Origin of the sequence: Pseudomonas sp. BRG-100, assembly GCF_000737955.1 — a bacterium.
Taxonomy (GTDB): domain Bacteria; phylum Pseudomonadota; class Gammaproteobacteria; order Pseudomonadales; family Pseudomonadaceae; genus Aquipseudomonas; species Aquipseudomonas synxantha_A.
Genome location: NZ_JPRX01000001.1, coordinates 2,004,175 through 2,027,240, shown reverse-complemented (window position 1 = coordinate 2,027,240; position 23,066 = coordinate 2,004,175). Strand labels below are relative to the sequence as shown.

At 60.7% G+C, this 23,066-nt stretch carries 19 protein-coding genes; 11 read left to right on the top strand and 8 right to left on the bottom strand.

Features of this window, described 5'->3' with window-relative positions; translation table 11 throughout:
• Positions 1-30 precede the first annotated feature (30 nt).
• Entirely contained in the window at positions 31-1,521 is a 1,491-nt protein-coding gene (locus JH25_RS18270) for a leucyl aminopeptidase (RefSeq protein WP_032877622.1), read from the bottom strand.
• A gap of 284 nt (positions 1,522-1,805) precedes the next feature.
• Between JH25_RS18270 and lptF the strand changes: the two genes are divergently transcribed.
• From lptF to tadA, 10 genes are all read left to right on the top strand, one after another.
• Positions 1,806-2,924 (top strand): LPS export ABC transporter permease LptF, encoded by a 1,119-nt coding sequence (lptF, locus tag JH25_RS18275; protein ID WP_032877621.1) that lies wholly within the window; start codon positions 1,806-1,808, stop codon positions 2,922-2,924.
• Positions 2,917-3,996, top strand: coding sequence for an LPS export ABC transporter permease LptG (lptG, locus tag JH25_RS18280; protein WP_032877620.1), 1,080 nt, complete (start codon positions 2,917-2,919; stop codon positions 3,994-3,996). The genes lptF and lptG overlap by 8 nt, the downstream gene beginning before the upstream one ends.
• A 151-nt stretch (positions 3,997-4,147) precedes the next feature.
• Positions 4,148-5,947, top strand: coding sequence for a translation elongation factor 4 (gene lepA / locus JH25_RS18285; RefSeq protein WP_032877619.1), 1,800 nt, complete (start codon positions 4,148-4,150; stop codon positions 5,945-5,947).
• Between the two features lie 5 nt (positions 5,948-5,952).
• The gene (gene lepB / locus JH25_RS18290) at positions 5,953-6,807 is read left to right on the top strand and encodes a signal peptidase I (protein WP_032877618.1); all 855 of its coding nucleotides are present in this window, start codon (positions 5,953-5,955) and stop codon (positions 6,805-6,807) included.
• Positions 6,808-6,959: 152 nt separating this feature from the next.
• A complete protein-coding gene (gene rnc, locus JH25_RS18295) occupies positions 6,960-7,649 on the top strand; it encodes a ribonuclease III (RefSeq protein WP_005785145.1) in 690 nt (229 codons plus the stop codon).
• On the top strand, positions 7,642-8,544 hold the full coding sequence (gene era, locus JH25_RS18300) for a GTPase Era (protein ID WP_005785147.1): 903 nt from the start codon (positions 7,642-7,644) through the stop codon (positions 8,542-8,544). Before rnc ends, era begins: the two co-directional genes overlap by 8 nt.
• Before the next feature lie 157 nt (positions 8,545-8,701).
• Positions 8,702-9,391, top strand: coding sequence for a DNA repair protein RecO (gene recO / locus JH25_RS18305; protein ID WP_005785148.1), 690 nt, complete (start codon positions 8,702-8,704; stop codon positions 9,389-9,391).
• Positions 9,392-9,442: 51 nt separating this feature from the next.
• Positions 9,443-10,186, top strand: a complete 744-nt coding sequence (gene pdxJ / locus JH25_RS18310; RefSeq protein ID WP_032877617.1) for a pyridoxine 5'-phosphate synthase — start codon at positions 9,443-9,445, stop codon at positions 10,184-10,186.
• A gap of 249 nt (positions 10,187-10,435) precedes the next feature.
• Positions 10,436-11,818: a multicopper oxidase family protein gene (locus JH25_RS18315; protein ID WP_032877616.1), complete on the top strand. Its 1,383-nt coding sequence runs from the start codon at positions 10,436-10,438 to the stop codon at positions 11,816-11,818.
• Entirely contained in the window at positions 11,818-12,315 is a 498-nt protein-coding gene (tadA, locus tag JH25_RS18320; RefSeq protein WP_032877615.1) for a tRNA adenosine(34) deaminase TadA, read from the top strand. Before JH25_RS18315 ends, tadA begins: the two co-directional genes overlap by 1 nt.
• Positions 12,316-12,445: 130 nt before the next feature.
• Here tadA and cmoB read toward each other — a convergent pair whose 3' ends face one another.
• The 5 genes from cmoB to lon form a co-directional block, all read right to left on the bottom strand.
• Positions 12,446-13,402 carry a tRNA 5-methoxyuridine(34)/uridine 5-oxyacetic acid(34) synthase CmoB gene (gene cmoB, locus JH25_RS18325; RefSeq protein ID WP_032877614.1) on the bottom strand — a complete coding sequence of 319 codons (957 nt, stop codon included), beginning with the start codon at positions 13,400-13,402 and terminating at the stop codon, positions 12,446-12,448.
• Complete coding sequence (cmoA, locus tag JH25_RS18330; RefSeq protein WP_032877613.1) at positions 13,399-14,142, bottom strand: carboxy-S-adenosyl-L-methionine synthase CmoA; 744 nt, start codon at positions 14,140-14,142, stop codon at positions 13,399-13,401. The genes cmoB and cmoA overlap by 4 nt, the downstream gene beginning before the upstream one ends.
• A 35-nt stretch (positions 14,143-14,177) precedes the next feature.
• Positions 14,178-14,834, bottom strand: a complete 657-nt coding sequence (locus JH25_RS18335; RefSeq protein WP_032877612.1) for a lysoplasmalogenase — start codon at positions 14,832-14,834, stop codon at positions 14,178-14,180.
• Position 14,835: 1 nt separating this feature from the next.
• Positions 14,836-15,225: a protease inhibitor I42 family protein gene (locus JH25_RS18340; protein ID WP_032877611.1), complete on the bottom strand. Its 390-nt coding sequence runs from the start codon at positions 15,223-15,225 to the stop codon at positions 14,836-14,838.
• A gap of 200 nt (positions 15,226-15,425) precedes the next feature.
• The gene (lon, locus tag JH25_RS18345) at positions 15,426-17,846 is read right to left on the bottom strand and encodes an endopeptidase La (RefSeq protein ID WP_032877610.1); all 2,421 of its coding nucleotides are present in this window, start codon (positions 17,844-17,846) and stop codon (positions 15,426-15,428) included.
• A 312-nt stretch (positions 17,847-18,158) separates the two neighbouring features.
• Here lon and JH25_RS18350 point away from each other — a divergent pair, with 312 nt between their 5' ends.
• Complete coding sequence (locus tag JH25_RS18350; protein ID WP_032877608.1) at positions 18,159-20,495, top strand: putative bifunctional diguanylate cyclase/phosphodiesterase; 2,337 nt, start codon at positions 18,159-18,161, stop codon at positions 20,493-20,495.
• Between the two features lie 35 nt (positions 20,496-20,530).
• On the opposite strand, the gene JH25_RS18355 is transcribed toward JH25_RS18350, so the two are convergent.
• On the bottom strand, positions 20,531-21,955 hold the full coding sequence (locus tag JH25_RS18355) for a pyridoxal phosphate-dependent decarboxylase family protein (RefSeq protein ID WP_032877606.1): 1,425 nt from the start codon (positions 21,953-21,955) through the stop codon (positions 20,531-20,533).
• A gap of 34 nt (positions 21,956-21,989) precedes the next feature.
• Complete coding sequence (locus tag JH25_RS18360; RefSeq protein WP_032877604.1) at positions 21,990-22,835, bottom strand: 2OG-Fe(II) oxygenase; 846 nt, start codon at positions 22,833-22,835, stop codon at positions 21,990-21,992.
• Between the last annotated feature and the right edge of the window lie 231 nt (positions 22,836-23,066).

Below are 23,066 nucleotides of genomic sequence, written 5' to 3'. Positions count from 1 at the left end.
GGCGGGATGGTCGCCCCGGCATCTTCAGTTTCAGGCCTTGGCGCGATCCAGCAGGTATTGGGTCAACAGTGGCACCGGACGGCCGGTTGCGCCCTTGTCCTTGCCGCCGCTGGTCCAGGCGGTGCCGGCGATGTCCAGGTGGGCCCAGTTGAAGTTCTTGGCAAAGCGCGACAGGAAGCAGGCCGCCGTGATGGTGCCGGCTTTCGGGCCACCGATGTTGGCGATGTCGGCGAACGGGCTGTCCAGTTGTTCCTGGTACTCATCGAACAGCGGCAGTTGCCAGGCGCGGTCGTCGGCAGCCTTGCCGGCGCTGAGCAGTTGCTCGATCAGTTCGTCGTTGTTGCCCAGCAGGCCCGAGGTGTGCGAGCCCAAGGCAACGATGCACGCGCCGGTCAGGGTGGCGATGTCGATCACGGCCTGGGGCTTGAAGCGCTCGGCGTAGGTCAGGGCGTCGCACAGCACCAGGCGGCCTTCGGCGTCGGTGTTGAGGATTTCCACGGTCTGGCCGCTCATGGTCGTGACGATATCGCCCGGGCGGGCCGCGCCGCCGCTCGGCATGTTCTCGGCACAGGCCAGGATGCACACCAGGTTGATCGGCAGCTTGAGTTCCAGCACGGCACGCAGGGTACCGAACACGCTGGCCGCGCCGCCCATGTCGTATTTCATCTCATCCATGCCCGCGCCCGGCTTGAGGCTGATGCCGCCGGTGTCGAAGGTGATGCCTTTACCCACCAGGGCGTAGGGCTTCTCGGATTTCTTGCCGCCGTTGTATTGCATCACGATCAGGCGTGGCGGCTGGTCGCTGCCCTGGCCTACGGCATAGAACGAGCCCATGCCCAGGTCCTTGATCTTCTTTTCATCCAGCACTTCAACCTTCAAGCCCTTGAACTCTTTGCCCAATGCTTTGGCCTGTTCGCCCAGGAATGTCGGGTGGCAGATGTTCGGCGGCAGGTTGCCCAGGTCGCGGGTGAACGACATGCCGTTGGCGATGGCCTGGGCGTGGGTCACGGCGCGCTGAACTTCAGCCTGGGCAGCCTTGATGGTCAGCAGGGTGATTTTCTTCAGGGCGCGGGGTTCGGCCTTCTGGCTCTTGAACTGGTCGAAAATATAGCCGCCGTCCAGCAGCGACTCGGCCAGCAGGCGGGTCTTGCCGTAGCTGTCACGGCCCTTGATCACGATTTCGTCGAGGGCCAGTGCCGCATCGCTGCCGCCCAGGCCCTTGAGGGTGGTGAGGATGCCGCTGATGATCTTGCGCAGTGGACGGTCGCCCAGTTCGGCGTCCTTACCCACGCCCACCAGCAATACGCGCTCGGCCTTGAGGTTGGGCAGGCTCTGCAGCAGCAGGCTCTGGCCGACTTTGCCGGCCAGGTCGCCGCGCTTGAGGATCGCGCTGATCGCGCCGCCGCTCAGTTCGTCCAGTTGCTTGGCGGCGACGCCGAGTGTGCGGCCTTCGCCGACAGCGACCACGAGGGTGGCGGTTTTCAACGTTTCGGGGCTAACGCTTTTTACAACCAATTCCATGTTCGGGTCCCTTATCAAGGTCTGTGAGCCTGGAGTTTTTACTCAGGCTTGAAGCTCGGCAGCTTGGTAAACCGCCAGCGGACGAAGGCCGCAGTTTGAACCTCGCCGGCGGAGCCTGACAACCCTTGGCGCACGCTTTGTGCGTGCGCATGAGTAAGCTCCGTGACAGGCGCGGTCAATCACAGGATAATGCGCCATCTTTTTAGCCGATCCGTGATAAACGGGTCGTCTCGGTATGCTTGCTTGTTTGGCCGCCTTAGCCTGACAACCCTGGAGTGTCTGGTTTGATCGTCTTCCGTTATCTGTCCCGCGAAGTCCTGTTGACCCTGAGTGCCGTGAGTGCGGTGTTGCTGGTCATCATCATGAGTGGTCGTTTCGTCAAGTTCCTGGCTCAAGCCGCCGCAGGCGCCCTGGATCCGGGGTCGTTGTTCTTGATCATGGGCTACCGGATGCCCGGGATGCTGCAGCTGATCCTGCCCCTTGGCCTGTTTCTCGGCATATTGCTGGCCTATGGCCGCTTGTACCTTGAGAGTGAAATGACCGTGCTGTCGGCCACCGGCATGAGCCAGCAACGTTTGCTGGCCATGACCATGGTGCCGGCCGCCGGCGTTGCCCTGGTGGTGGCCTGGTTGAGCATGAGCCTGGCGCCCCAGGGCGCCATGCAGTTCCAGCTGCTGTTGAACAAGCAGGATGCGATGACCGAGTTCGATACCCTCGAGCCCGGGCGCTTCCAGGCGCTCAGTGACGGTTCGCGGGTCACCTATACCGAAACCATGACCGATGACCGCTCCAACCTCGGCGGCGTGTTCATTTCCCAGAAAAACCTCGGCCAGAACCAGAAAGACCGTGGCATTACTATTCTGGTGGCCGATAGCGGGCGCCAGGAAATACGCCCCGACGGCAACCGCTACCTGATCCTGGAAAATGGCTACCGCTACGACGGCAGCCCTGGTCTGGCGGACTACCGGGCGATCAAGTACGACACTTATGGCGTCATGCTGCCCAAGCCTGAGATCAGCGGCGAGGTCACCGACCGCGACGCACTGCCGACTGCATCGCTGTTCGGCAGCCAGGAACTGCGCTCCATTGCCGAGCTGCAATGGCGTTTGTCCTTGCCGCTGCTGGTGTTTATCGTAACCTTGATGGCCGTGCCGCTGTCGCGCGTCAACCCGCGCCAGGGGCGTTTCCTCAAGCTGCTGCCGGCGATCCTGCTGTACATGGCCTACCTGACCATCCTGATTTCCGCCCGTGGCTCCCTCGAGAAAGGCAAGTTGCCGCCAGCCCTTGGCCTGTGGTGGGTGCACGGGGTTTTCCTGTTGATCGGCCTGGGGCTGCTCTATTGGGAACCTATCCGTTTGAAAATGAAGAGCCGTCGTGGCCTGAAGGAGTTGGCCCGTGGCTAAGCTTGATCGCTACATAGGCAGCAGTGTACTGATCGCCATCCTGGCGGTACTGGGCATCATTCTTGGCCTGGCCTTGCTGTTCGCCTTCATTGATGAAGTGGGCAACGTCACCGACACCTACACGGTCACGGATGTACTGAGCTACGTGGCACTGACTGCGCCGCGCCGCCTCTACGACATGATGCCGATGGCGGCGCTGATCGGTTGCCTGATCGGCCTGGGCACCCTGGCCAGCAACAGCGAGCTGACCATCATGCGCGCCGCCGGCGTTTCCATTGGTCGTATCGTCTGGGCGGTGATGAAGCCGATGCTGCTGCTGATGGCGTGCAGCGTGCTGATCGGTGAATACGTCGCGCCCCCGGCCGAAGCCACTGCCCAGGCCAATCGCGCCCTGGCCCAAGGCTCGGGCGATGCGCAAAGCGCCAAGCACGGCCTGTGGCACCGCCAGGGTGATGAGTTCATCCACATCAACGCCGTGCAGCCAGGCGGCCTGTTGATCGGTGTCACGCGCTATACCTTCGATAAAGAGCGGCACATGCTGTCCTCCAGCTTCGCCAAGCGCGCGCAATACAATGCCGAGCAATGGCAACTGAGCGACGTCACCACCACCTACTTCCGCAATGTGGGCCAGGGCACCAAGGCCAGCACTGAAGTGGTCAATGCACCGACCGAGCAGTGGGATATCGCCCTGAAGCCGGAACTGCTCAACACCGTGGTGATGGTCCCCGAAGCGCTGCCGATCTCGGGGTTGTGGAGCTACATCCATTACCTCAAGGACCAGGGCCTGAACAACGGCCGCTACTGGCTGGCGTTCTGGGTGAAAGTCCTGCAGCCGGTGGTAACCGCCGCGTTGGTGTTGATGGCGATCTCCTTCATCTTCGGGCCGTTGCGCTCCGTAACCCTGGGCCAGCGGGTATTTACCGGCGTGCTGGTGGGCTTTACCTTCCGCATCGCCCAGGATCTGCTCGGGCCGTCGAGCCTGGTGTTCGGTTTCTCGCCGCTGTTTGCGGTGCTGGTGCCGACGGCCATCTGCGCCGTGGCCGGGTTCTGGCTACTGCGTCGGGCCGGTTGAAGCTGCGCTTATGCACAAAAAATGCCCCGCTCTCGTGAGTGGGGCATTTTTGTTCTGGTCAGCAAAGATGACGTCTGGCCTGAGCATCAGGTACAATTCCCGGCTATTTTTCAGCGGGCAATCTGCCTGCAGCCTTTTTGAGTGTTGATCCGTGAGTGATTTGAGTCATATCCGCAATTTCTCCATCATCGCCCACATTGACCATGGCAAGTCGACGCTGGCCGATCGATTCATCCAGATGTGCGGCGGCCTTGCCGAGCGTGAAATGGAAGCCCAGGTACTGGACTCCATGGACCTCGAACGCGAACGCGGGATCACCATCAAGGCCCACAGCGTTACTCTGTATTACAAGGCCAAAGACGGCATCACCTACCAGCTGAACTTCATTGACACCCCGGGCCACGTCGACTTCACCTATGAAGTCAGCCGTTCGCTTGCGGCCTGTGAAGGTGCCTTGCTGGTAGTCGACGCCGGCCAGGGCGTCGAGGCGCAGTCGGTTGCCAACTGCTACACCGCGATCGAGCAGGGCCTGGAAGTCATGCCCGTGCTCAACAAGATCGACCTGCCCCAGGCCGAGCCTGAGCGCGTCAAGGAAGAGATCGAGAAGATCATCGGCATCGACGCCACCGACGCCGTCACCTGCAGCGCCAAGACCGGCCTGGGTGTTGACGAAGTACTCGAGCGTCTGGTGCACACCATTCCCGCGCCGACCGGCAACTACGAAGATCCGCTGCAAGCGTTGATCATCGACTCCTGGTTCGACAACTACCTGGGCGTTGTCTCCCTGGTCCGCGTGCGCCATGGCCGTGTGAAGAAGGGCGACAAGATCCTGGTCAAGTCCACCGGCAAGATCCACCTGGTGGACAGCGTCGGTGTATTCAACCCCAAGCACACCGCCACCACTGATCTGAAAGCCGGTGAAGTAGGCTTCATCATCGCCGGTATCAAGGACATCCACGGTGCACCGGTGGGTGACACCCTGACCCTGAGCTCCACGCCCGACGTCGACGTACTGCCCGGCTTCAAGCGTATCCAGCCACAGGTCTACGCCGGCCTGTTCCCGGTCAGCTCCGACGACTTCGAGGATTTTCGCGAAGCGCTGCAAAAGCTGACCCTCAACGACTCGTCGTTGCAGTACACCCCGGAAAGCTCCGACGCCCTGGGCTTCGGCTTCCGCTGCGGGTTTCTGGGCATGCTGCACATGGAAATCATCCAGGAGCGTCTTGAGCGCGAGTACGACCTGGACCTGATCACCACGGCGCCGACCGTTATTTTCGAGCTGTTGCTCAAAACCGGTGAAACGATTTACGTCGACAACCCGTCCAAGCTTCCGGATCTGTCGGCCATCGAAGACATGCGTGAGCCAATCGTGCGGGCCAATATCCTGGTCCCGCAGGAGCACCTGGGCAACGTCATCACCCTGTGTATCGAGAAGCGTGGCGTACAGCGCGACATGCTGTTCCTCGGTACCCAGGTGCAAGTGACCTACGATATGCCGATGAACGAAGTGGTCCTGGACTTCTTCGACCGTCTCAAATCCACCAGTCGCGGCTATGCTTCGCTGGATTACCATTTCGATCGTTACCAATCGGCTAATCTGGTGAAACTGGATGTGCTGATCAACGGCGACAAGGTAGATGCCCTGGCACTGATCGTGCACAAGGACAACGCGCACTACAAAGGTCGCCAACTGACCGAGAAGATGAAAGAACTGATTCCGCGCCAGATGTTCGACGTTGCGATCCAGGCCGCCATTGGCGGGCAGATCATTGCACGGACTTCCGTCAAGGCTCTCAGAAAGAACGTACTGGCCAAATGCTACGGCGGTGACGTAAGCCGTAAGCGCAAGCTGCTTGAGAAGCAAAAGGCCGGTAAAAAACGCATGAAGCAAGTAGGTAACGTGGAAGTTCCACAAGAAGCCTTCCTTGCGGTGCTCAGGTTGGATAGTTAGGTCCTATGTCACTAAATTTCCCGCTGTTGCTGGTTATCGCCGTCGCCGTTTGCGGCCTCCTGGCGTTGCTCGATCTGGTGTTCTTCGCCCCGCGTCGGCGGTCGGCCATTGCTTCCTATCAGGGCAGCGTCAGCCAGCCCGATGCGGTGGTGATCGAGAAGCTGAACAAAGAGCCCTTGCTGGTTGAATACGGCAAGTCGTTCTTCCCGGTGTTGTTCATCGTGCTGGTGCTGCGTTCGTTCCTGGTGGAGCCGTTCCAGATCCCTTCTGGGTCGATGAAGCCGACCCTGGACGTGGGCGACTTTATCCTGGTGAACAAGTTTTCCTACGGGATCCGCTTGCCGGTGATCGACAAGAAAGTCATCGAGGTCGGTGACCCGCAGCGCGGCGATGTGATGGTATTCCGCTACCCGAGCGACCCTAACGTCAACTACATCAAGCGTGTAGTCGGCCTGCCGGGCGACGTGGTGCGCTACACCAGCGACAAGCGCCTGTTCATCAACGGTGAATCGGTGGCCGAGAAGCTGCTGGGCGCCGAGCCGAACACCCTGGGCAGCGCCGAGCTGTACCAGGAAAAACTCGGTGCGGTAGAGCACGAGATCCGCAAGGAAATGAGCCGCTACCGCGCAATGCCTGATGGCCAGTGGAAAGTACCCGCCGGGCACTACTTCATGATGGGCGACAACCGCGACAACTCCAATGACAGCCGTTACTGGGATGACCCCAATATTCCCAAGGACCTGCTGGGCATGGTGCCCGACGAGAACATCGTCGGCAAAGCCTTCGCGGTCTGGATGAGTTGGCCGGAACCCAAGCTCAGCCACCTGCCGAACTTCTCGCGGGTCGGGCTGATCAAGTAATACAGGCGGCGCTGTGAACACAGCGCCGAATGCTTTTCTGGGGTTTGGACAATTAACCGTCCGGCCCCATGCAGCACCAATCAGGATGTGAATTTGAACACTGCGTCAATCGTCGATGGCCGCCGGTGCCACCAACTAGATATGGATAAACCGTGACCGTTTCTCTAAGTCGTCTCGAGCGCCAGCTCGGCTACACCTTCAAGGACCCCGAATTGATGGTCCTTGCCCTCACACACCGCAGCTTTGCAGGGCGCAATAACGAGCGCCTGGAATTCCTCGGTGATGCCATCCTCAATTTTGCCGCCGGTGAGGCGCTGTTCGAGCGTTTTCCTCAAGCGCGCGAAGGCCAGCTTTCGCGCCTGCGGGCGCGCCTTGTGAAAGGCGAGACCCTGGCCGTGCTGGCCCGAGGTTTCGGCCTGGGCGAGTACCTGCGGTTGGGGTCCGGTGAGTTGAAAAGCGGCGGTTTCCGTCGCGAATCGATTCTGGCCGATGCCCTGGAAGCCTTGATCGGCGCGATCTACCTCGATGCAGGGATGGAGACGGCCAAGGAGCGCGTGGTCGCCTGGCTGGCTTCTGAAATCGAAAGCCTGACGCTGGTCGACACCAACAAAGATCCCAAGACCCGCCTGCAGGAATACCTGCAGTCCCGCGGTTGCGAACTGCCACGCTACGAAGTGGTGGATATCCAGGGTGAGCCCCATTGCCGCGTGTTCTTCGTGGAGTGTGAAATCACCTTATTGAACGAAAAAAGCCGAGGTCAGGGTGTGAGCCGTCGCATTGCCGAACAGGTAGCGGCCGCTGCAGCACTGATTGCCCTGGGCGTGGAGAATGGCCATGACTGATTCAACCGCAACACGCTGTGGCTATGTTGCCATCGTCGGCCGCCCGAACGTGGGCAAGTCCACGCTGCTCAACCACATCCTCGGCCAGAAGCTCGCGATCACTTCGCGCAAGCCCCAGACCACTCGCCACAACATGCTGGGCATCAAGACTGAAGGCAACGTGCAAGCGGTGTATGTCGATACCCCGGGCATGCACAAAGGCGGTGAGAAAGCCCTGAACCGCTACATGAACAAGACCGCTTCGGCGGCGTTGAAAGACGTCGACGTGGTGATCTTCGTGGTCGACCGCACCAAGTGGACCGACGAAGACCAGATGGTTCTCGAGCGTGTGCAGTACGTCACCGGCCCCTTGATCGTCGCGTTGAACAAGACCGACCGCATCGAAGACAAAGCCGAGCTGATGCCGCACCTGACCTGGTTGCAGGAACAACTGCCGAACGCCCAGATCATGCCGATCTCGGCCCAGCACGGCCACAACCTCGAAGCCCTGGAGCGCGTGATCGCCGGTTACCTGCCGGAAAACGAGCATTTCTTCCCGGAAGACCAGATCACCGACCGCAGCAGCCGCTTCCTCGCCGCCGAGCTGGTACGCGAGAAAATCATGCGCCAAATGGGTGCCGAGCTGCCGTACCAGATCACCGTCGAGATCGAAGAGTTCAAGCAGCAGGGCAAGACCTTGCATATCCATGCGCTGATCCTCGTCGAGCGTGACGGCCAGAAGAAAATCATCATTGGCGACAAAGGCGAGCGCATCAAGCGCATCGGCACCGAAGCGCGCAAGGACATGGAGCTGCTGTTCGACTCCAAGATCATGCTTAACCTGTGGGTGAAGGTTAAGGGTGGCTGGTCAGATGATGAGCGTGCGTTGCGCTCACTGGGCTACGGCGACCTTTAAGAACACCGCAGGTCTGAAAAAATGTGGGAGGGGGCTTGCTCCCGATAGCGGAGGGTCAGTCACTTATTTGTTTAACTGACCCACCGCCATCGGGAGCAAGCCCCCTCCCACATTAGGTTGTGTGGTTTTAAAAATTGCATTCCAGCAGTGAGTTCCCATGTCTCAATCCCCACCTCCCAGCCAACTCGCCTACGTGCTGCACAGCCGCGCCTATCGCGAGACCAGCGCGCTGGTGGACTTCCTCACGCCTCAAGGCCGCCTGCGTGCGGTGCTGCGCAGCGCACGGGGCAAGGCAGGTACGTTGGCGCGGCCCTTCGTGGCCCTGGATGTGGAGTTTCGCGGCAAAGGCGAGTTGAAAAACGTCGGCCGCCTGGAAAGCGTCGGCACCTCTGCCTGGCTTAACGGCGATGCACTGTTCAGCGGCCTTTACCTCAATGAACTGCTGATCCGGCTGTTACCCGCCGAAGACCCGCACCCGGCAGTCTTCGATCACTACGCCGCGACGCTGCTGGCCCTGGCTGAAGGGCGCCCCCTGGAACCGCTGCTGCGCGCCTTCGAATGGCGCTTGCTCGACGACCTGGGCTATGGCTTTGAATTGCACAACGACCTGCACGGCGATCCCGTCGCCGCCGACGGCATGTACCGCCTGCAAGTGGATGCGGGCCTTGAGCGCGTGTACCTGTTGCAGCCGGGGCTGTTCCAGGGCAGCGAACTGCTGGCCATGAGCGACGCGGACTGGAGCGCGCCGGGCGCCTTGTCCGCCGCCAAGCGCCTGATGCGCCAGGCCCTTGCCGTGCACCTGGGCGGGCGACCGCTGGTCAGTCGCGAGTTGTTTCGAAAGCCCTGACATCCCCGTGTATGCTGTGCACCGATTCTTTCCCTTTTCAGGAGCGCTTCCGTGACCACCAGCAATCGCATTCTTCTTGGCGTCAACATCGACCACGTCGCCACCCTGCGCCAGGCCCGGGGCACCCGTTACCCTGACCCGGTCAAGGCCGCGCTGGACGCCGAAGAAGCGGGCGCCGACGGCATTACCGTGCACCTGCGCGAAGACCGCCGCCACATCCAGGAGCGCGATGTGCTGCTGCTCAAGGACGTGCTGCAAACGCGCATGAACTTCGAAATGGGCGTCACCGAAGAAATGATGGCGTTTGCCGAGCGCATTCGCCCGGCGCATATATGCCTGGTGCCCGAAACCCGCCAGGAGCTGACCACCGAGGGCGGCCTCGACGTCGCTGGCCAGGAAGCGCGGATCAAGGCCGCGGTGGAGCGCCTGTCGAAGATCGGCAGTGAAGTCTCGTTGTTCATTGACGCCGACGAGCGCCAGATCGAAGCCTCGCGCCGGGTCGGTGCCCCGGCCATCGAATTGCACACTGGCCGTTACGCCGACGCCACCACCCCGACCGAAGTGGCCGACGAGCTGCAACGCATCATCGACGGCGTGAACTGCGGGCTCAACGAAGGCTTGATCGTCAATGCCGGCCATGGCTTGCACTACCACAACGTCGAAGCTGTGGCGGCGATCAAGGGCATCAACGAGCTGAACATCGGCCATGCACTGGTGGCCCATGCGCTGTTCGTCGGTTTCAAGGGTGCGGTTGCCGAGATGAAAGCCTTGATTCTGGCGGCTGCCAGGACCTGAGCAAACACAATATAAGCCACAATGAAGTTCACAATGTGGGAGGGGGCTTGCTCCCGATAGCAGTGTGTCAGTCAGCATGTTTTTAGCTGACCCACCGCCATCGGGAGCAAGCCCCCTCCCACATGTTGATCTTTATCGACATCCACAATTGCGCCATGCGGCAATGCGAAGCCTTACTGTTTAGGCGACGCAGGTGTATCGTATCTGCCCTTTGCGGGCCTTGGCCTGCGGCAGATACGTGAGGTTGCTGTGTCCCAATCGTTTTCCCGTCGACAGATCCTCGGTGGCCTTGCCGGCCTGGCAGTCGTCGGTGTGGGCGCCGGTGGCGCCTATCGTTACTGGCTGGGCAAGGTCGCCGATGCCAACGCAGGAAGCGACTACCAACTGATTGCCGCGCCCCTGGACGTGGAACTGGTACCGGGGCACAAGACCCAAGCCTGGGCATTCGGCCCTTCGGCGCCTGGCACCGAGTTGCGCGTGCGCCAGGGCGAATGGCTGCGGGTACGTTTCATCAATCACCTGCCGGTCGCCACTACCATCCACTGGCACGGCATCCGCCTGCCGCTGGAAATGGACGGCGTCCCCTACGTTTCGCAATTGCCGGTGCTGCCTGGGGAATATTTCGACTACCAATTTCGCGTGCCCGATGCCGGCAGCTACTGGTATCACCCCCACGTAAGCAGCAGCGAAGAACTTGGCCGTGGCCTGGTCGGCCCATTGATTGTGGAAGAGCGCGAACCCACCGGTTTCAAATACGAACGTACCTTGAGCCTGAAGAACTGGCACATCGACGAAGAAGGTGCGTTTGTCGAGTTCAGTATCCCCCGTGAAGCGGCGCGGGGCGGCACTGCAGGGCGCCTCTCCACCATCAACGGCGTGCCCCAGGCGGTCATCGACCTGCCCGCTGGGCAAATCACTCGCGTGCGCTTGCTCAACCTCGACAACACCCTGACCTATCGCCTCAACATCCCCGGCGTCGAAGCGCAGATCTACGCGTTGGACGGCAACCCCATCGAGCCGCGCCCGCTGGGCAAGGAATACTGGCTGGGCCCGGGGATGCGCATCTGTTTGGCAATCAAGGCCCCGCCGGCGGGTGAAGAATTGTCGATCCGCAACGGCCCGGTGCGCCTGGGCACCTTCCGTTCGGTGGCCAATACCGATGCGCCTACCCAGTGGCCACCGGCATTGCCGGCCAACCCGGTTGCCGAGCCGGACCTGGCCAATGCCGAGAAACTCAACTTCAATTTCGAATGGGTCGGTTCGGTGTCGGTCAACGTCGAAAACGGTAAGCCACCCAGCCTGTGGCAGATCAACGGCCAGGCCTGGGACATCACCGACAAGACCTGTGCCGACCGCCCGATTGCCAGGCTTGAAAAGGGCAAGAGCTACATCTTTGAATTGAAGAACATGACCCAGTACCAGCACCCGATCCACCTGCATGGCATGAGCTTCAAGGTGATTGCGTCGAACCGCCACAAGGTCATCCCGTATTTCACCGACACCTACCTGCTGGGCAAGAACGAACGCGCCCGTGTGGCGCTGGTGGCGGATAACCCGGGAGTGTGGATGTTCCATTGCCACGTGATCGACCATATGGAAACCGGCCTGATGGCCGCTATCGAGGTGGCGTGATGCGCCAGATTCGCCCCGGCGCGATTATCGACCGCAGCCGCGACCAAGACTTTATGCGCGAAGCCCTCGCCCTGGCCGCCCAAGGCGCCGCACTGGGCGAAGTGCCGGTGGGCGCGGTGCTGGTGCAGGATGGTGCAATCATCGGCCGCGGTTTCAATTGCCCGATCAGCGGCAACGACCCCAGCGCCCATGCCGAAATGGTCGCGATCCGCGCCGCTGCGCAAGCCATCAGCAACTATCGCCTGGTGGGCAGCACGCTGTATGTGACCCTGGAACCGTGCAGCATGTGCGCCGGGTTGATCGTGCATTCACGCATCGCAAGGGTGGTGTATGGCGCACTGGAGCCCAAGGCCGGGGTTGTGCAGAGCCAGGGGCAGTTTTTTACCCAGGGCTTTCTCAACCATAAGGTACTGTTTGAAGGCGGCGTGCTGGCCGAGGAGTGCGGCACGGTGTTGAGCGAGTTCTTCAAGGCTCGCCGAGCTAAACCACCACTCTAAAGAACACTGAGAACAAAAAATGTGGGAGGGGGCTTGCTCCCGATAGCGGTGTATCAGCCATAAATGTGGTGGCTGACACTCTGCTATCGGGAGCAAGCCCCCTCCCACATTTGGCTCTCTATTTGTTCAGTTACTTTTTGGCGATGATCACCGCCCGCATCGGCGCCGGCAGCCCTTCGATGGTCTTGCTGTGATCTTCGGGATCGAGAAAGTCGCTCAAGGACTGATACTTCATCCACTCTGTTCCACGCTGTTCCTCAACCGTGGTCACGCTCACATCCACGCACCGCACCTCACTGAAGCCTGCACGGCGCAGCCACAACATCAACGCCGGCACCGAGGGCAGGAACCACACGTTACGCATCTGTGCATAACGGTCTTCCGGCACCAGCACCTGCTGCTGATCGCCTTCCACCACCAGGGTTTCCAGGACCAGTTCGCCGCCCTTGACCAGGGTGTCCTTGAGCGCCAGCAAGTGCTCGATCGGCGAGCGGCGATGGTAGAACACGCCCATGGAGAACACCGTGTCGAAGCCTTCCAGGTTCGCTGGCAAGTCTTCGAACGGGAACGGCAGGTGCCAGGCTTTGGGCTCAGACAGGTAACGCTGCACTGCCTGGAACTGGCAGAAGAACAGCCAGTTGGGGTCCACGCCAATCACACTGTCGGCGCCCGCGCCGAGCATTCGCCACATGTAGTAACCGTTGCCGCAGCCCACATCGAGGATGCGTTTGCCCTTCAAGTTCAAGTGCGGCGCAACCCGCGACCACTTCCAGTCCGAACGCCATTCGGTGTCCACATGCACGCCGAACAGGTGGAACGGGCCTTTGCGCCATGGGCTCAGCCCCATCAGTGCCGAGTGCATCCGGGCGCGGGTTTCGTCGTCGCAATCGGTGTCCAGCACCAGGCCGTTCAACAGGTCGACTTCGCTGGGCTGGATCTTCGGCAGTGCGTCCAAAGCACTCTGCCAGCGCTCCAGGTCGCCATGACCTTTTTCCATCTTGCTGTCGAGCTGCGCTTGCAGGCCCTGGGCCCAAACGGCCAAAGGAGTGCCGACCAGATGGCGGGCGAGGGGGGATAAATCAATCATGGCAAGGCAATCAACGAGGCAAAGTTAAGACACTGGAACCACGGCACGACTTTCGAGAACCCGGCCGCCAGCAGGCGTTCGCGGTGTTCTTCGAGGCTGTCGGGTTTCATGACGTTTTCGATGGCGCTGCGCTTCTGGGCGATTTCCAGTTCGCTGTAGCCGTTGGCGCGTTTGAACGCGATATGCAGGTCGGTCAGCAGTGCGTGTTCTTCAACATCGTTAAAGCGCAGCTTTTCCGAAAGGATCAACGCCCCGCCCGGCAGCAGCGATTGGCGGATACGCCCGAGCAACGCCAAACGTTCGTCAGGGGCGATAAATTGCAGGGTGAAGTTCAGCGCTACCACCGATGCAGGCTCAAATTGCAACGCGAGAATATCGCCCTCGATCACCTCGACCGGCAGCAACTCCTGGAACATCGAGTCCTGGCCGTTGAGGTATTCGCGGCAGCGCTCCACCATCGCCGCCGAGTTGTCCACCGCGATCACCCGGCAGCCATCGGTGCGCACATGGCGACGCAGGGCTTGGGTCACGGCACCCAGGGACGAGCCCAGGTCATACAGCACGCTACCCGGCTGGGCAAATTGCGCGGCCAGCACGCCGAGGTTCTCGACGATGGTCGGGTAGCCCGGTACCGAGCGTTTGATCATGTCCGGGAACACCCGCACCACATCCTCGTTAAAGGCGAAGTCCGGCACCTGGGGCAGGGGCTGGGCGAATAGGCGATCGGGTTCTTTGCTCACGGTTGTTCCGGCGACGAGGGGGAAAGGCCGGCATTTTAGCCAAGTTGGTCGTCGGATGCGCGGGTTGTCTGATGGAAAGCTGAGGCGGTGATGCCCCATTGCCCGAGCCAATAAGTAGTGATCAACAAATAGGGCGCCGCATCGAAGGCCAATACAAACCGGTTGATACCGATCAACGTATCGGAAAACACAAACGACACCGCACCCGCTGCCGCCAGCAGTGCCGAGCGTTGCGGTACCGCGCTGCCCAACCTTGCCAATGCACGCCAGAGCATGGCGCTGATCACCAGCGCGTAAACCACCACCGGTATCAGCAACTCGCCTAAGCCGTGGGAGATCAGGATGCCCAGCAGGATCGCCCCGACAGCCAGGGCCAGCACCAGCGGTACTATTGCCAGGCGCCGACAGTCGCTGAAATAGGCTTTGAGGTAAGCCAGATGCGCAAACAGAAATGCGCCCAGGCCAAAGATAAACAGGTCCCCCGGCCAGGCGAGCAATACGTCGCCCACCACGGAAAAAATCAACCCCAGGCTGATCCAGCGTCGATAGTCGGTAGGCGGTGCGTCATGCAGCCAACCCAGCAGCGCCAGAACCGGCAGTGGCTTGACCAGCAGGCACAGCAGCGTCGCGTGAGTCGCCAGGCCGTAGATAAAGGTACCGGCGCCCATCAAGGCAAGGATCAGCCAAGGCATATCAGTTCACCGTAATGGCGCAGTCAAAGGTTTCGACAGGTTCGGCTTCCGGCTCCCAGGGTTGCTGGGAGGTCAGGCGCAAACGGCCTTGCCCTGGGGCGAATGCCTGGAAGCGCCAGGTCGATTGACCACCGCCGCCGATCACACCGGATTCGGCGCTGCTATAGACCTCGGGGCTCAATGCGCGCAGAACACCGCCAGCGGAGTCCTGGATGGCCCAGCGGTAGCCGGTGGTGGGATTGCTGGGCAAGGTGAGGATCAGGTTCTGATTGGTTTTAAGCTGGAGCGGGCAGGCGCTCTGGTTGTCCACGGTAACGTTTTGCTTCGGTGCACTGGCGCACGCGGCCAACAGGGCAAGGCTCAAGGGGAGAAGCAGGCGGGCAGCGGTCATGGAGGCTCCGTTTATACACGACGAAGGGCGAGCATAACCGAAGATGAGGCAGGGTGTGACAAGAGCGCTTTGCGGTACGGCGGCTGACGCCATCGGGAGCAAGCCCCCTCCCACATTTGACCGCGTTGTCATTCACGACGCTGGTTCCCTGTGGGAGGGGGCTTGCCCCCGATGAGGCCGGTTCAGGCGCTAGAGCTCTATCAGAACAGCACCTTCGCCACATCCGCAAAGCGCTTGGCGAAGTGCACTGTCATGCCTTCCTTCAGGTACTCCGGCAACTCTTCAAAGCTGCCACGGTTGGGCTCCGGCAGGATCAGCTCGTGGATCTTCTGGCGCCGCGCTGCAATTACCTTTTCACGCACCCCGCCAATCGGCAGTACATGCCCGGTCAAGGTCAGTTCGCCGGTCATGGCCACGCCTTTCTTTGGCGGCTGGTTGCGTGCCAGCGACAGCAGCGCACTGGCCATGGTCACACCCGCACTCGGGCCGTCTTTCGGCGTGGCGCCTTCCGGCACGTGCAAGTGAACGAAGGCTTCGTCGAAGAACTTCGGATCACCGCCAAACGACTTCAGGTTCGAGCTGATGTAGCTGTAGGCGATTTCGGCGGATTCCTTCATCACTTCACCCAACTGCCCGGTGAGCTTGAAGCCGCGATTGAGCGTGTGGATACGCGTTGCTTCAATCGGCAATGTGGCGCCGCCCATGCTGGTCCAGGCCAGGCCGGTGATCACGCCGGTGCCGGACAGTACCTGCTCGTTACGGAATACCGGCATCCCCAGGGAGCTTTCCAGGTCCTTGTTGCCGATCTTGATCACGCTGTCGGGCTCATCCAGCAGCTTGACCACCGCCTTGCGCACCAGTTTGCCCAGTTGCTTCTCCAGCTGACGCACCCCGGCTTCCCGCGCATAACCGTCGATCAACGCGCGCAGCGCGCCGTCGCTGATGGTCAGGCTGTTTTTCGCGACGCCGGCTTTTTCCAACTGTTTGGGCCACAGGTGGCGCTTGGCGATGGCGACTTTTTCTTCGGTGATATAGCCCGACAGGCGAATCACTTCCATGCGGTCCAGCAACGGGCCCGGAATCGAGTCCAGGGTGTTGGCGGTGCACACGAACAGCACTTTGGACAGGTCCAGGCGCAGGTCCAGGTAGTGGTCGAGGAATTCGACGTTCTGCTCCGGGTCCAGGGTTTCCAGCAACGCCGATGCCGGATCGCCCTGGAAGCTCTGGCCCATCTTGTCGATCTCGTCGAGCATGATCACCGGGTTCATGACTTCCACGTCTTTCAGTGCCTGCACCAGCTTGCCGGGCAGGGCGCCGATGTAGGTGCGGCGATGGCCCTTGATCTCGGCCTCATCGCGCATACCGCCGACGCTGAAACGGTAGAACGGTCGGCCCAGGGACTCGGCAATGGATTTGCCCACGCTGGTCTTGCCCACGCCCGGCGGGCCTACCAGCAGCACGATGGAACCAGCGACTTCGCCTTTATAGGCGCCCACCGCGAGGAATTCGAGGATGCGACTCTTGATGTCATCCAGGCCCGCATGGTGTTTGTCCAGCACCTTGCGCGCGTGTTTGAGGTCGAGCTTATCTGCGCCGTACACGCCCCACGGCACCGAGGTAGCCCAGTCCAGGTAGTTGCGCGTGACGGCGTATTCCGGCGAGCCGGTCTCCAGGATCGACAGTTTGTTCAATTCTTCATCAATGCGTTTTTTCGCCTGGGCCGGCAGCACCTTGCCTTCCAGGCGCTGCTCGAACTGCTCGACGTCCGCACTGCGGTCGTCCTTGGTCAGGCCCAGCTCCTGCTGGATGACCTTGAGCTGTTCCTTGAGGAAGAATTCGCGCTGGTGCTCGCCGATCTTGCGGTTCACTTCGGCAGACAGTTCTTTTTGCAGCCGCGCCACTTCGACCTCTTTGCGCAGCATCGGCAGCACTTTTTCCATGCGCTTGAGCATGGGTACGCAGTCCAGCACTTCCTGCAGCTCATTACCTGTCGCCGAGGTGAGGGCGGCGGCGAAGTCGGTGAGCGGCGACGGGTCGTTGGGGCTGAAGCGGTTGAGGTAGTTCTTCAACTCTTCGCTGTATAGCGGGTTGAGCGGCAGCAGTTCCTTGATCGCATTGATCAACGCCATGCCGTAGGCCTTGACCTCGTCGGTGGGCTCGCTGGGCTGATGCGGGTATTCGACCTCCACCAGGTACGGTGGGCGATGGTGCTTGAGCCAGGTTTTGATGCGCACACGGGTCAGGCCCTGGGCGACGAATTGCAGCTTGCCGTTCTCGCGGCTGGCGTGGTGCACCTTGACCAGGGTGCCGTACAGCGGCAGGGCCGAGGTGTCGAAGTGTCGCGGATCTTCAGGCGGCGTGTCCATGAAAAACAGGGCAAGGGAGTGGTGGTCGGATTTGCTCACCAGCTCCAGGGTCTCGGCCCACGGCTCTTCATTGACGATCACCGGCAGCACTTGCGCCGGGAAAAACGGCCGGTTGTGGATCGGGATGATATAGACCTTGTCCGGCAGGTTCTGCCCAGGAAGCGCCAGGCCGGTGTTGGACGAGGAGGTTTCTGCGTTTTCGGGGTCGGCGTAATCGTTGAGGTCGTAATCAGGGACGTCTTGCTGGTCGCTCATGGGGCACCTGCATAAGGGAGTATGCAGGTTAGATGGGGCGGGGGAGCGGTGGTTTCAATGGTGGGGGTGAGATAGCAACATATTGCATGAAATTACCAAAATGACGCTGTCTCAGTGCTTTAGTCAATAATATGACGCTAACGGTGCCGTATTTATTGGGTTTACTTATGCCTTGTCCAAGCTAATCTAGCCTAAACAAAATTCTCTTTAAGGATGGACGTTTTTTTGACGCCAGCTCAGCAACCGGCAGGGATGCATATGAGAGACGCAACGCACCGCACAGAACGCCGAGCGCGGCCGGCGGGTGCGGCATTGCAGTGGCGTCACACCTTTCAAACCCGGATTGCCGGAGTACTGGCGCTGTTGTTGCTGGTGGTCGTGGCGGCCACGTATTTCGCCGTCAAGGCCGCTACTACCCGCGCCGTGGAGAACCAGGCCCAGGTGCAGTTGGACACTGGCCGGCAGGTGTTCGAGCGCTTGTTGGACCTGCGCGGCCGCCGCCTGCAATATGGGTTGGACTGGCTCACCATCGATGGCCCGTTCAAGCAGGCCGTGGCCGGTGGCGCAACTGTGCCGATCCTGGAGGCCCTGGGACGCCATGGTACTGGGGTCAACTCCAGCGAAGTGTTCGTGTTGGGCCTGGATGACAGGGTCATGGTCAGTACCTTGCTGGCGATGACGCAAGGGGAGGCGTTCCCTTATGCCAATGCATTGCGCAGCGCGCGCCGCAGCGGCCAGCAAATGCTGATCGTCGCCATGGCTGGGCGCCCCTACTTGCTGGTGCAGAAGGAAGTCCTTGAACCCGCGCCCATCGCCCGAGTGATCATGGGCTTTCCCATGGATACGCAATTTGCCCATGAGTTGCGCTCCATGAGCAACCTTGAGGTGTCGTTTCTCAGCGTACAAGGCGGCCATGTCGGCCAGCTCTTCACGACCCAGCCGGGCAGTTTGCGCCCGAGCGTTATCGACCTGCTGCTGGGTACGTCAATCGATCCGCAGGCGCGGGTCCAAGGGTTCCATGGCCAGCGCGTGCTCAGCCAGGTGTTGCCCTTGGCCAATAGCGGCGAAGGCGATGAAGTGCGCGTGTTGCTGCAAAGCCCGCTGGACCACGCCCTGGAATCCTTCGCACCGCTGGACCGGCAGTTTCTGGTGATTGCCGTGGCGGTGCTGTTGGTCTCGCTGGGGGCGGCGTTATTTCTTGCGCGGCGTGTATCACGCCCGCTCAATGCATTGGTGCGGGCCGCTGAGCGGATCGGCGCCGGTGACTACCACACGCCGGTGCGGGTGCGCAGCCACGATGAGTTCGGCCTCTTGGCCCGCGCTTTCAATGCCATGCAAAGCGGCATCGCCGTGCGCGAACGACAGTTGGCCCATAACGCTTTGCATGATGCGCTCACCGGCCTGCCCAATCGCGCCCTGGCCATGGAGCGTCTGGGCAGTGCGATCAGTGCGCGGCGGCCGGTGGTGTTGCTGTACCTGGGGATTGAAAACTATCGGGTCATCAACGAAGGCTTCGGCCCCCAGGGTGTGGAAGAAATGTTGTGCGAAGCCAGCCGCTGCCTGTCCATGAGCCTGCTGGCCAGCGACACCGCCGCGCGCATTGCCGGCAGTGAGTTTCTGCTGTTGCTGGAAAACACCGAAATCGACTCCGCCGTCGCCCGTGCCGACCGCGTGTACGGGCTGCTGACCGAACCCCAGCGCATCGGTAACGATGAAGTGCGTCATGAAGTGAGCATCGGTATTGCCGCGTATCCCGCAGACGGTCAGCAGGTCGAGGAACTGATCAACCGCGCCGCCATCGCTCGACATGACGCGGCCACCATGCCGGGGCATTTGCAGATCTACCAGCCTGATCGCGACCTCGCTCACCAACGCCAGATTACCCTGATCCGCGATCTGCGCCGGGCGGTGGTCGAAGGCGAGTTGTTCCTGTGCTATCAGCCCAAGCTTGACCTCAAGCACGGCCATGTGGGCCAGGCGGAAGCCTTGTTGCGTTGGCAACACCCGACCCTTGGGCAAGTGTCGCCCACAGAATTCATTCCCCTGGCCGAACGCACCGGCAGCATGGGGCCCCTGACCTTATGGGTGATTGAAGAGGCCATCCGCCAGATTGCCGAATGGGCGCTGCGTGGCCTGGTGATTCAACTGTCGGTGAATATCTCGGTGAACGACCTGGTCGATGACGACTTGGCCATTCGCGTCACTGCGCTATTGATCCAATACGAGGTGAGCGCCGAGCATTTGCTTTTCGAAATCACCGAAAGCGCCATCATGCACAATCCACAGCAAGCCCTCAGCGTGCTGGAACAACTGCGCGGCTGCGGCATCAGCCTGTCGGTGGACGACTTCGGTACCGGTTACTCATCACTGGCGCAGTTGCAGCGCCTGCCGGTACAGGAGTTGAAGATTGACCAGTCGTTCATACGCAACCTCGACAGCACCAGCGGCGACGGCGTGATCGTGCGCTCCACCATCGAGATGAGCCACAACCTGGGCCTCAAGGTCGTGGCCGAGGGGGTGGAGTTCGAGCACAGCCTCACCCTGCTCAAGCACTGGCAGTGCGACACGGCCCAGGGCTACCTGATCAGCCGGCCACTGAATGCCATGGCGTTCGAGCGCTGGATGCGCCGTGCGCGGGTGTCTGTTTAGACACAGCAGACGAGCATTAAACCGTGGCGAGGGAGCTACTTTGGCAGCGTTTCAGCGACCAGGCTTTGCAGCCGCGTCCATAACCGTTCGACATGCTGGCGCTCGGTGCCCAATGCACCGATGGACACCCGCACCATCCAGCGCTCTTCGAGGACGGCGGGGGTGACATAGGCATGACCGGACTGGTTGAGTTTTTCTGCCCAGGCCCGCGTGTGCTGATCCAGCGCCTCGCCGTTCAGCCCTGGCGGTTCATGGCGAATACACAGGGTTTGCAGGGCTGGCGCGGCCACCAGTTTCCATTGCGCGCTGCTTTCGACCTGTTCAGCCAGCCAGCGTGCATTGGCCAGGTCGCGCCTCAGCCGCGTCTGCAAGCCGCTGACGCCTTGTTCGCGTATCAGAAACCACAGCTTCAGGGCGCGGAAGCGGCTGCCCAATGAAATCCGCCAGTCGCGGTAGTTTCTGACCTGGCCGTCGGCACTGGACTGCAAGTAGCTCGGGTTGGTGGTCATGATGCGAATCAAATGCTCGGGGTCGCGCACGAAGTACACCGAGCAATCGAAGGCCGCGCCCAGCCATTTGTGCGGGTTGAACACCAGGGAGTCGGCTTTTTCGATGCCCTGCCACAGTGCCCGGCATTCCGGCAGGATCATCGCAGCGCCGGCCATGGCCGAGTCCACATGCAGCCACACACCGTGGCGTTGTGTCAGGTCGCCAATCGCATCCAGAGGGTCGATCGCCATGGCGGCTGTGGTCCCGGTGGTAGCAATTACTACGCAGGGGCGATTGCCGGCGGCCAGGTCCTGTTCGATGGCGTGCGCCAATGCCTGGGGCGACATTGCATTGTGTTGGTCGGTGGCGATGGTGCGGATATGGTTCTGGCCGAATCCGGCCAGGATCGCCGCCTTGTTGACCGAGCTATGGGCGTGGGCCGAGGTGTAGACGATCAGGGGTGCGCCGCTGTTTTGCAGGCCGTCATGCATCAGCGCGTAATCGGAGCTGCGCTCCCTGGCGCTGATGAGGGCCACCAGGGTGGAGGTGGACGCGGAGTCCTGGATCACGCCGCTCCAGGCGCTGCTCAGGCCGAGCATGTCGCGCAGCCAATCGGTGGTCACTTCTTCGATTTCGGTGAGGGCCGGGCTGGATTGCCAGGACAAGCCCACCACACCCAGGCCAGTGCTCAGGCAATCGCCCAGCACCGAAGACAGCTCCACGTTGGAAGGGAAGAAGCCGAAAAAACTCGGATGCTGCCAATGCAGCAGCCCGGGCATGATCAGCTTTTCGACATCGCCCATGATCTGTTCGAACGGTTCGGCGCTGTCAGGCGGGCTCGCTGGCAGGGCGGCCTTGATTTCGCCGGGCACCGTGGTGGGCTGCACGCCGCGTTGCTCGATGTTTTCTCGATAGTCTGCGATCAGGTCGATCATGGCGTAGCCATGGCGACGGAATTCTTCGGGGGTCATAAAAAGATGTCCATTTGCAAGAGGGTTAAAAGTATCAGCACCAGAAATAAAACGGTTTGCCAGCGGTATAGCCGATAAACGACTGCATGCTGATACGTTTGCCCGATTCGAATCCGCAAATGGCATGGGGACGGCGAGTATTGATGATCACCAATTCGTTCTTGCGCGGCTGGATACGCAACGGCTTTTGCAAGCGCTCCTCGGGTAGCTGCGCACCTTCGAAACGCTTGACCTCGGCATAGGCAAAGGCCTCGGTATCCCAGATGATCAACTCTCCGCCTGATGGCGGCGTTTCCAGATAAATATTGGCGCTGAATTGGTGTTCCAGTTCCGCGATCGACAGGGGCAGGCAATCAACATGGGGAACCGTTTCCGAGAGGTGCGCCGTCTCGGGAAACATGGCGCGGATAATCCCGCAGAACATCGGTTGGCCCTGGAATGCAGCGGCTTGTGCGCCTTGCGGCCAAATGCTCTGGAACTGCTCCATCAAGTCTTGAATGGGCGGTTGTTGCGGGGCGCAAATACGGTCGATCAGGCTGCGCATATGGGCAGCGTCAGCGTAATACTTGCGTTGGGCATCACTGCCCGCAACCTTGCCATAGGTGGAATTGAACGGCGTGCCCCAGCGATGCACGCCATAGAAGTGCTGTACGACGTGCCCGCCCTCGTAGGTTTCGTGGCTGTATTGTTCCAGCGTGGCGGTTTCGCTGATGCTCTGAATCAGCCGTGCGCTGGTTTTTTCGTTGGCGAAGTCGGGCACTCGAATGGCAAGCACTTGCCCGCTGATCAGCTTTCTTAAACTTGGACTGTCGAGTTGTTCCAGTTCCAGGATTTTTGTCGAGATACAAAGGTTTGGTTGTACAGCGCTATGGTCCGTCATAGTGAAAAGCTCCATTTAAAATTTCATCCGTGCGCCTAGGTATTGCGTAAGCGGTGCGCGAGCTAAAGCAATCTCGAGCGGGAGGCTAAATCATTTTTGCGCAGTTAAAACCTGTCAACCATGACAGGTTTGGATAGATATTTGCCATACCCGCTAGCATCCTGTGGCTGATGTACAGGACACGGATATAAAAAAAGGCGGCTACTGTGAGGTAGCCGCCTTTGCTTTTAT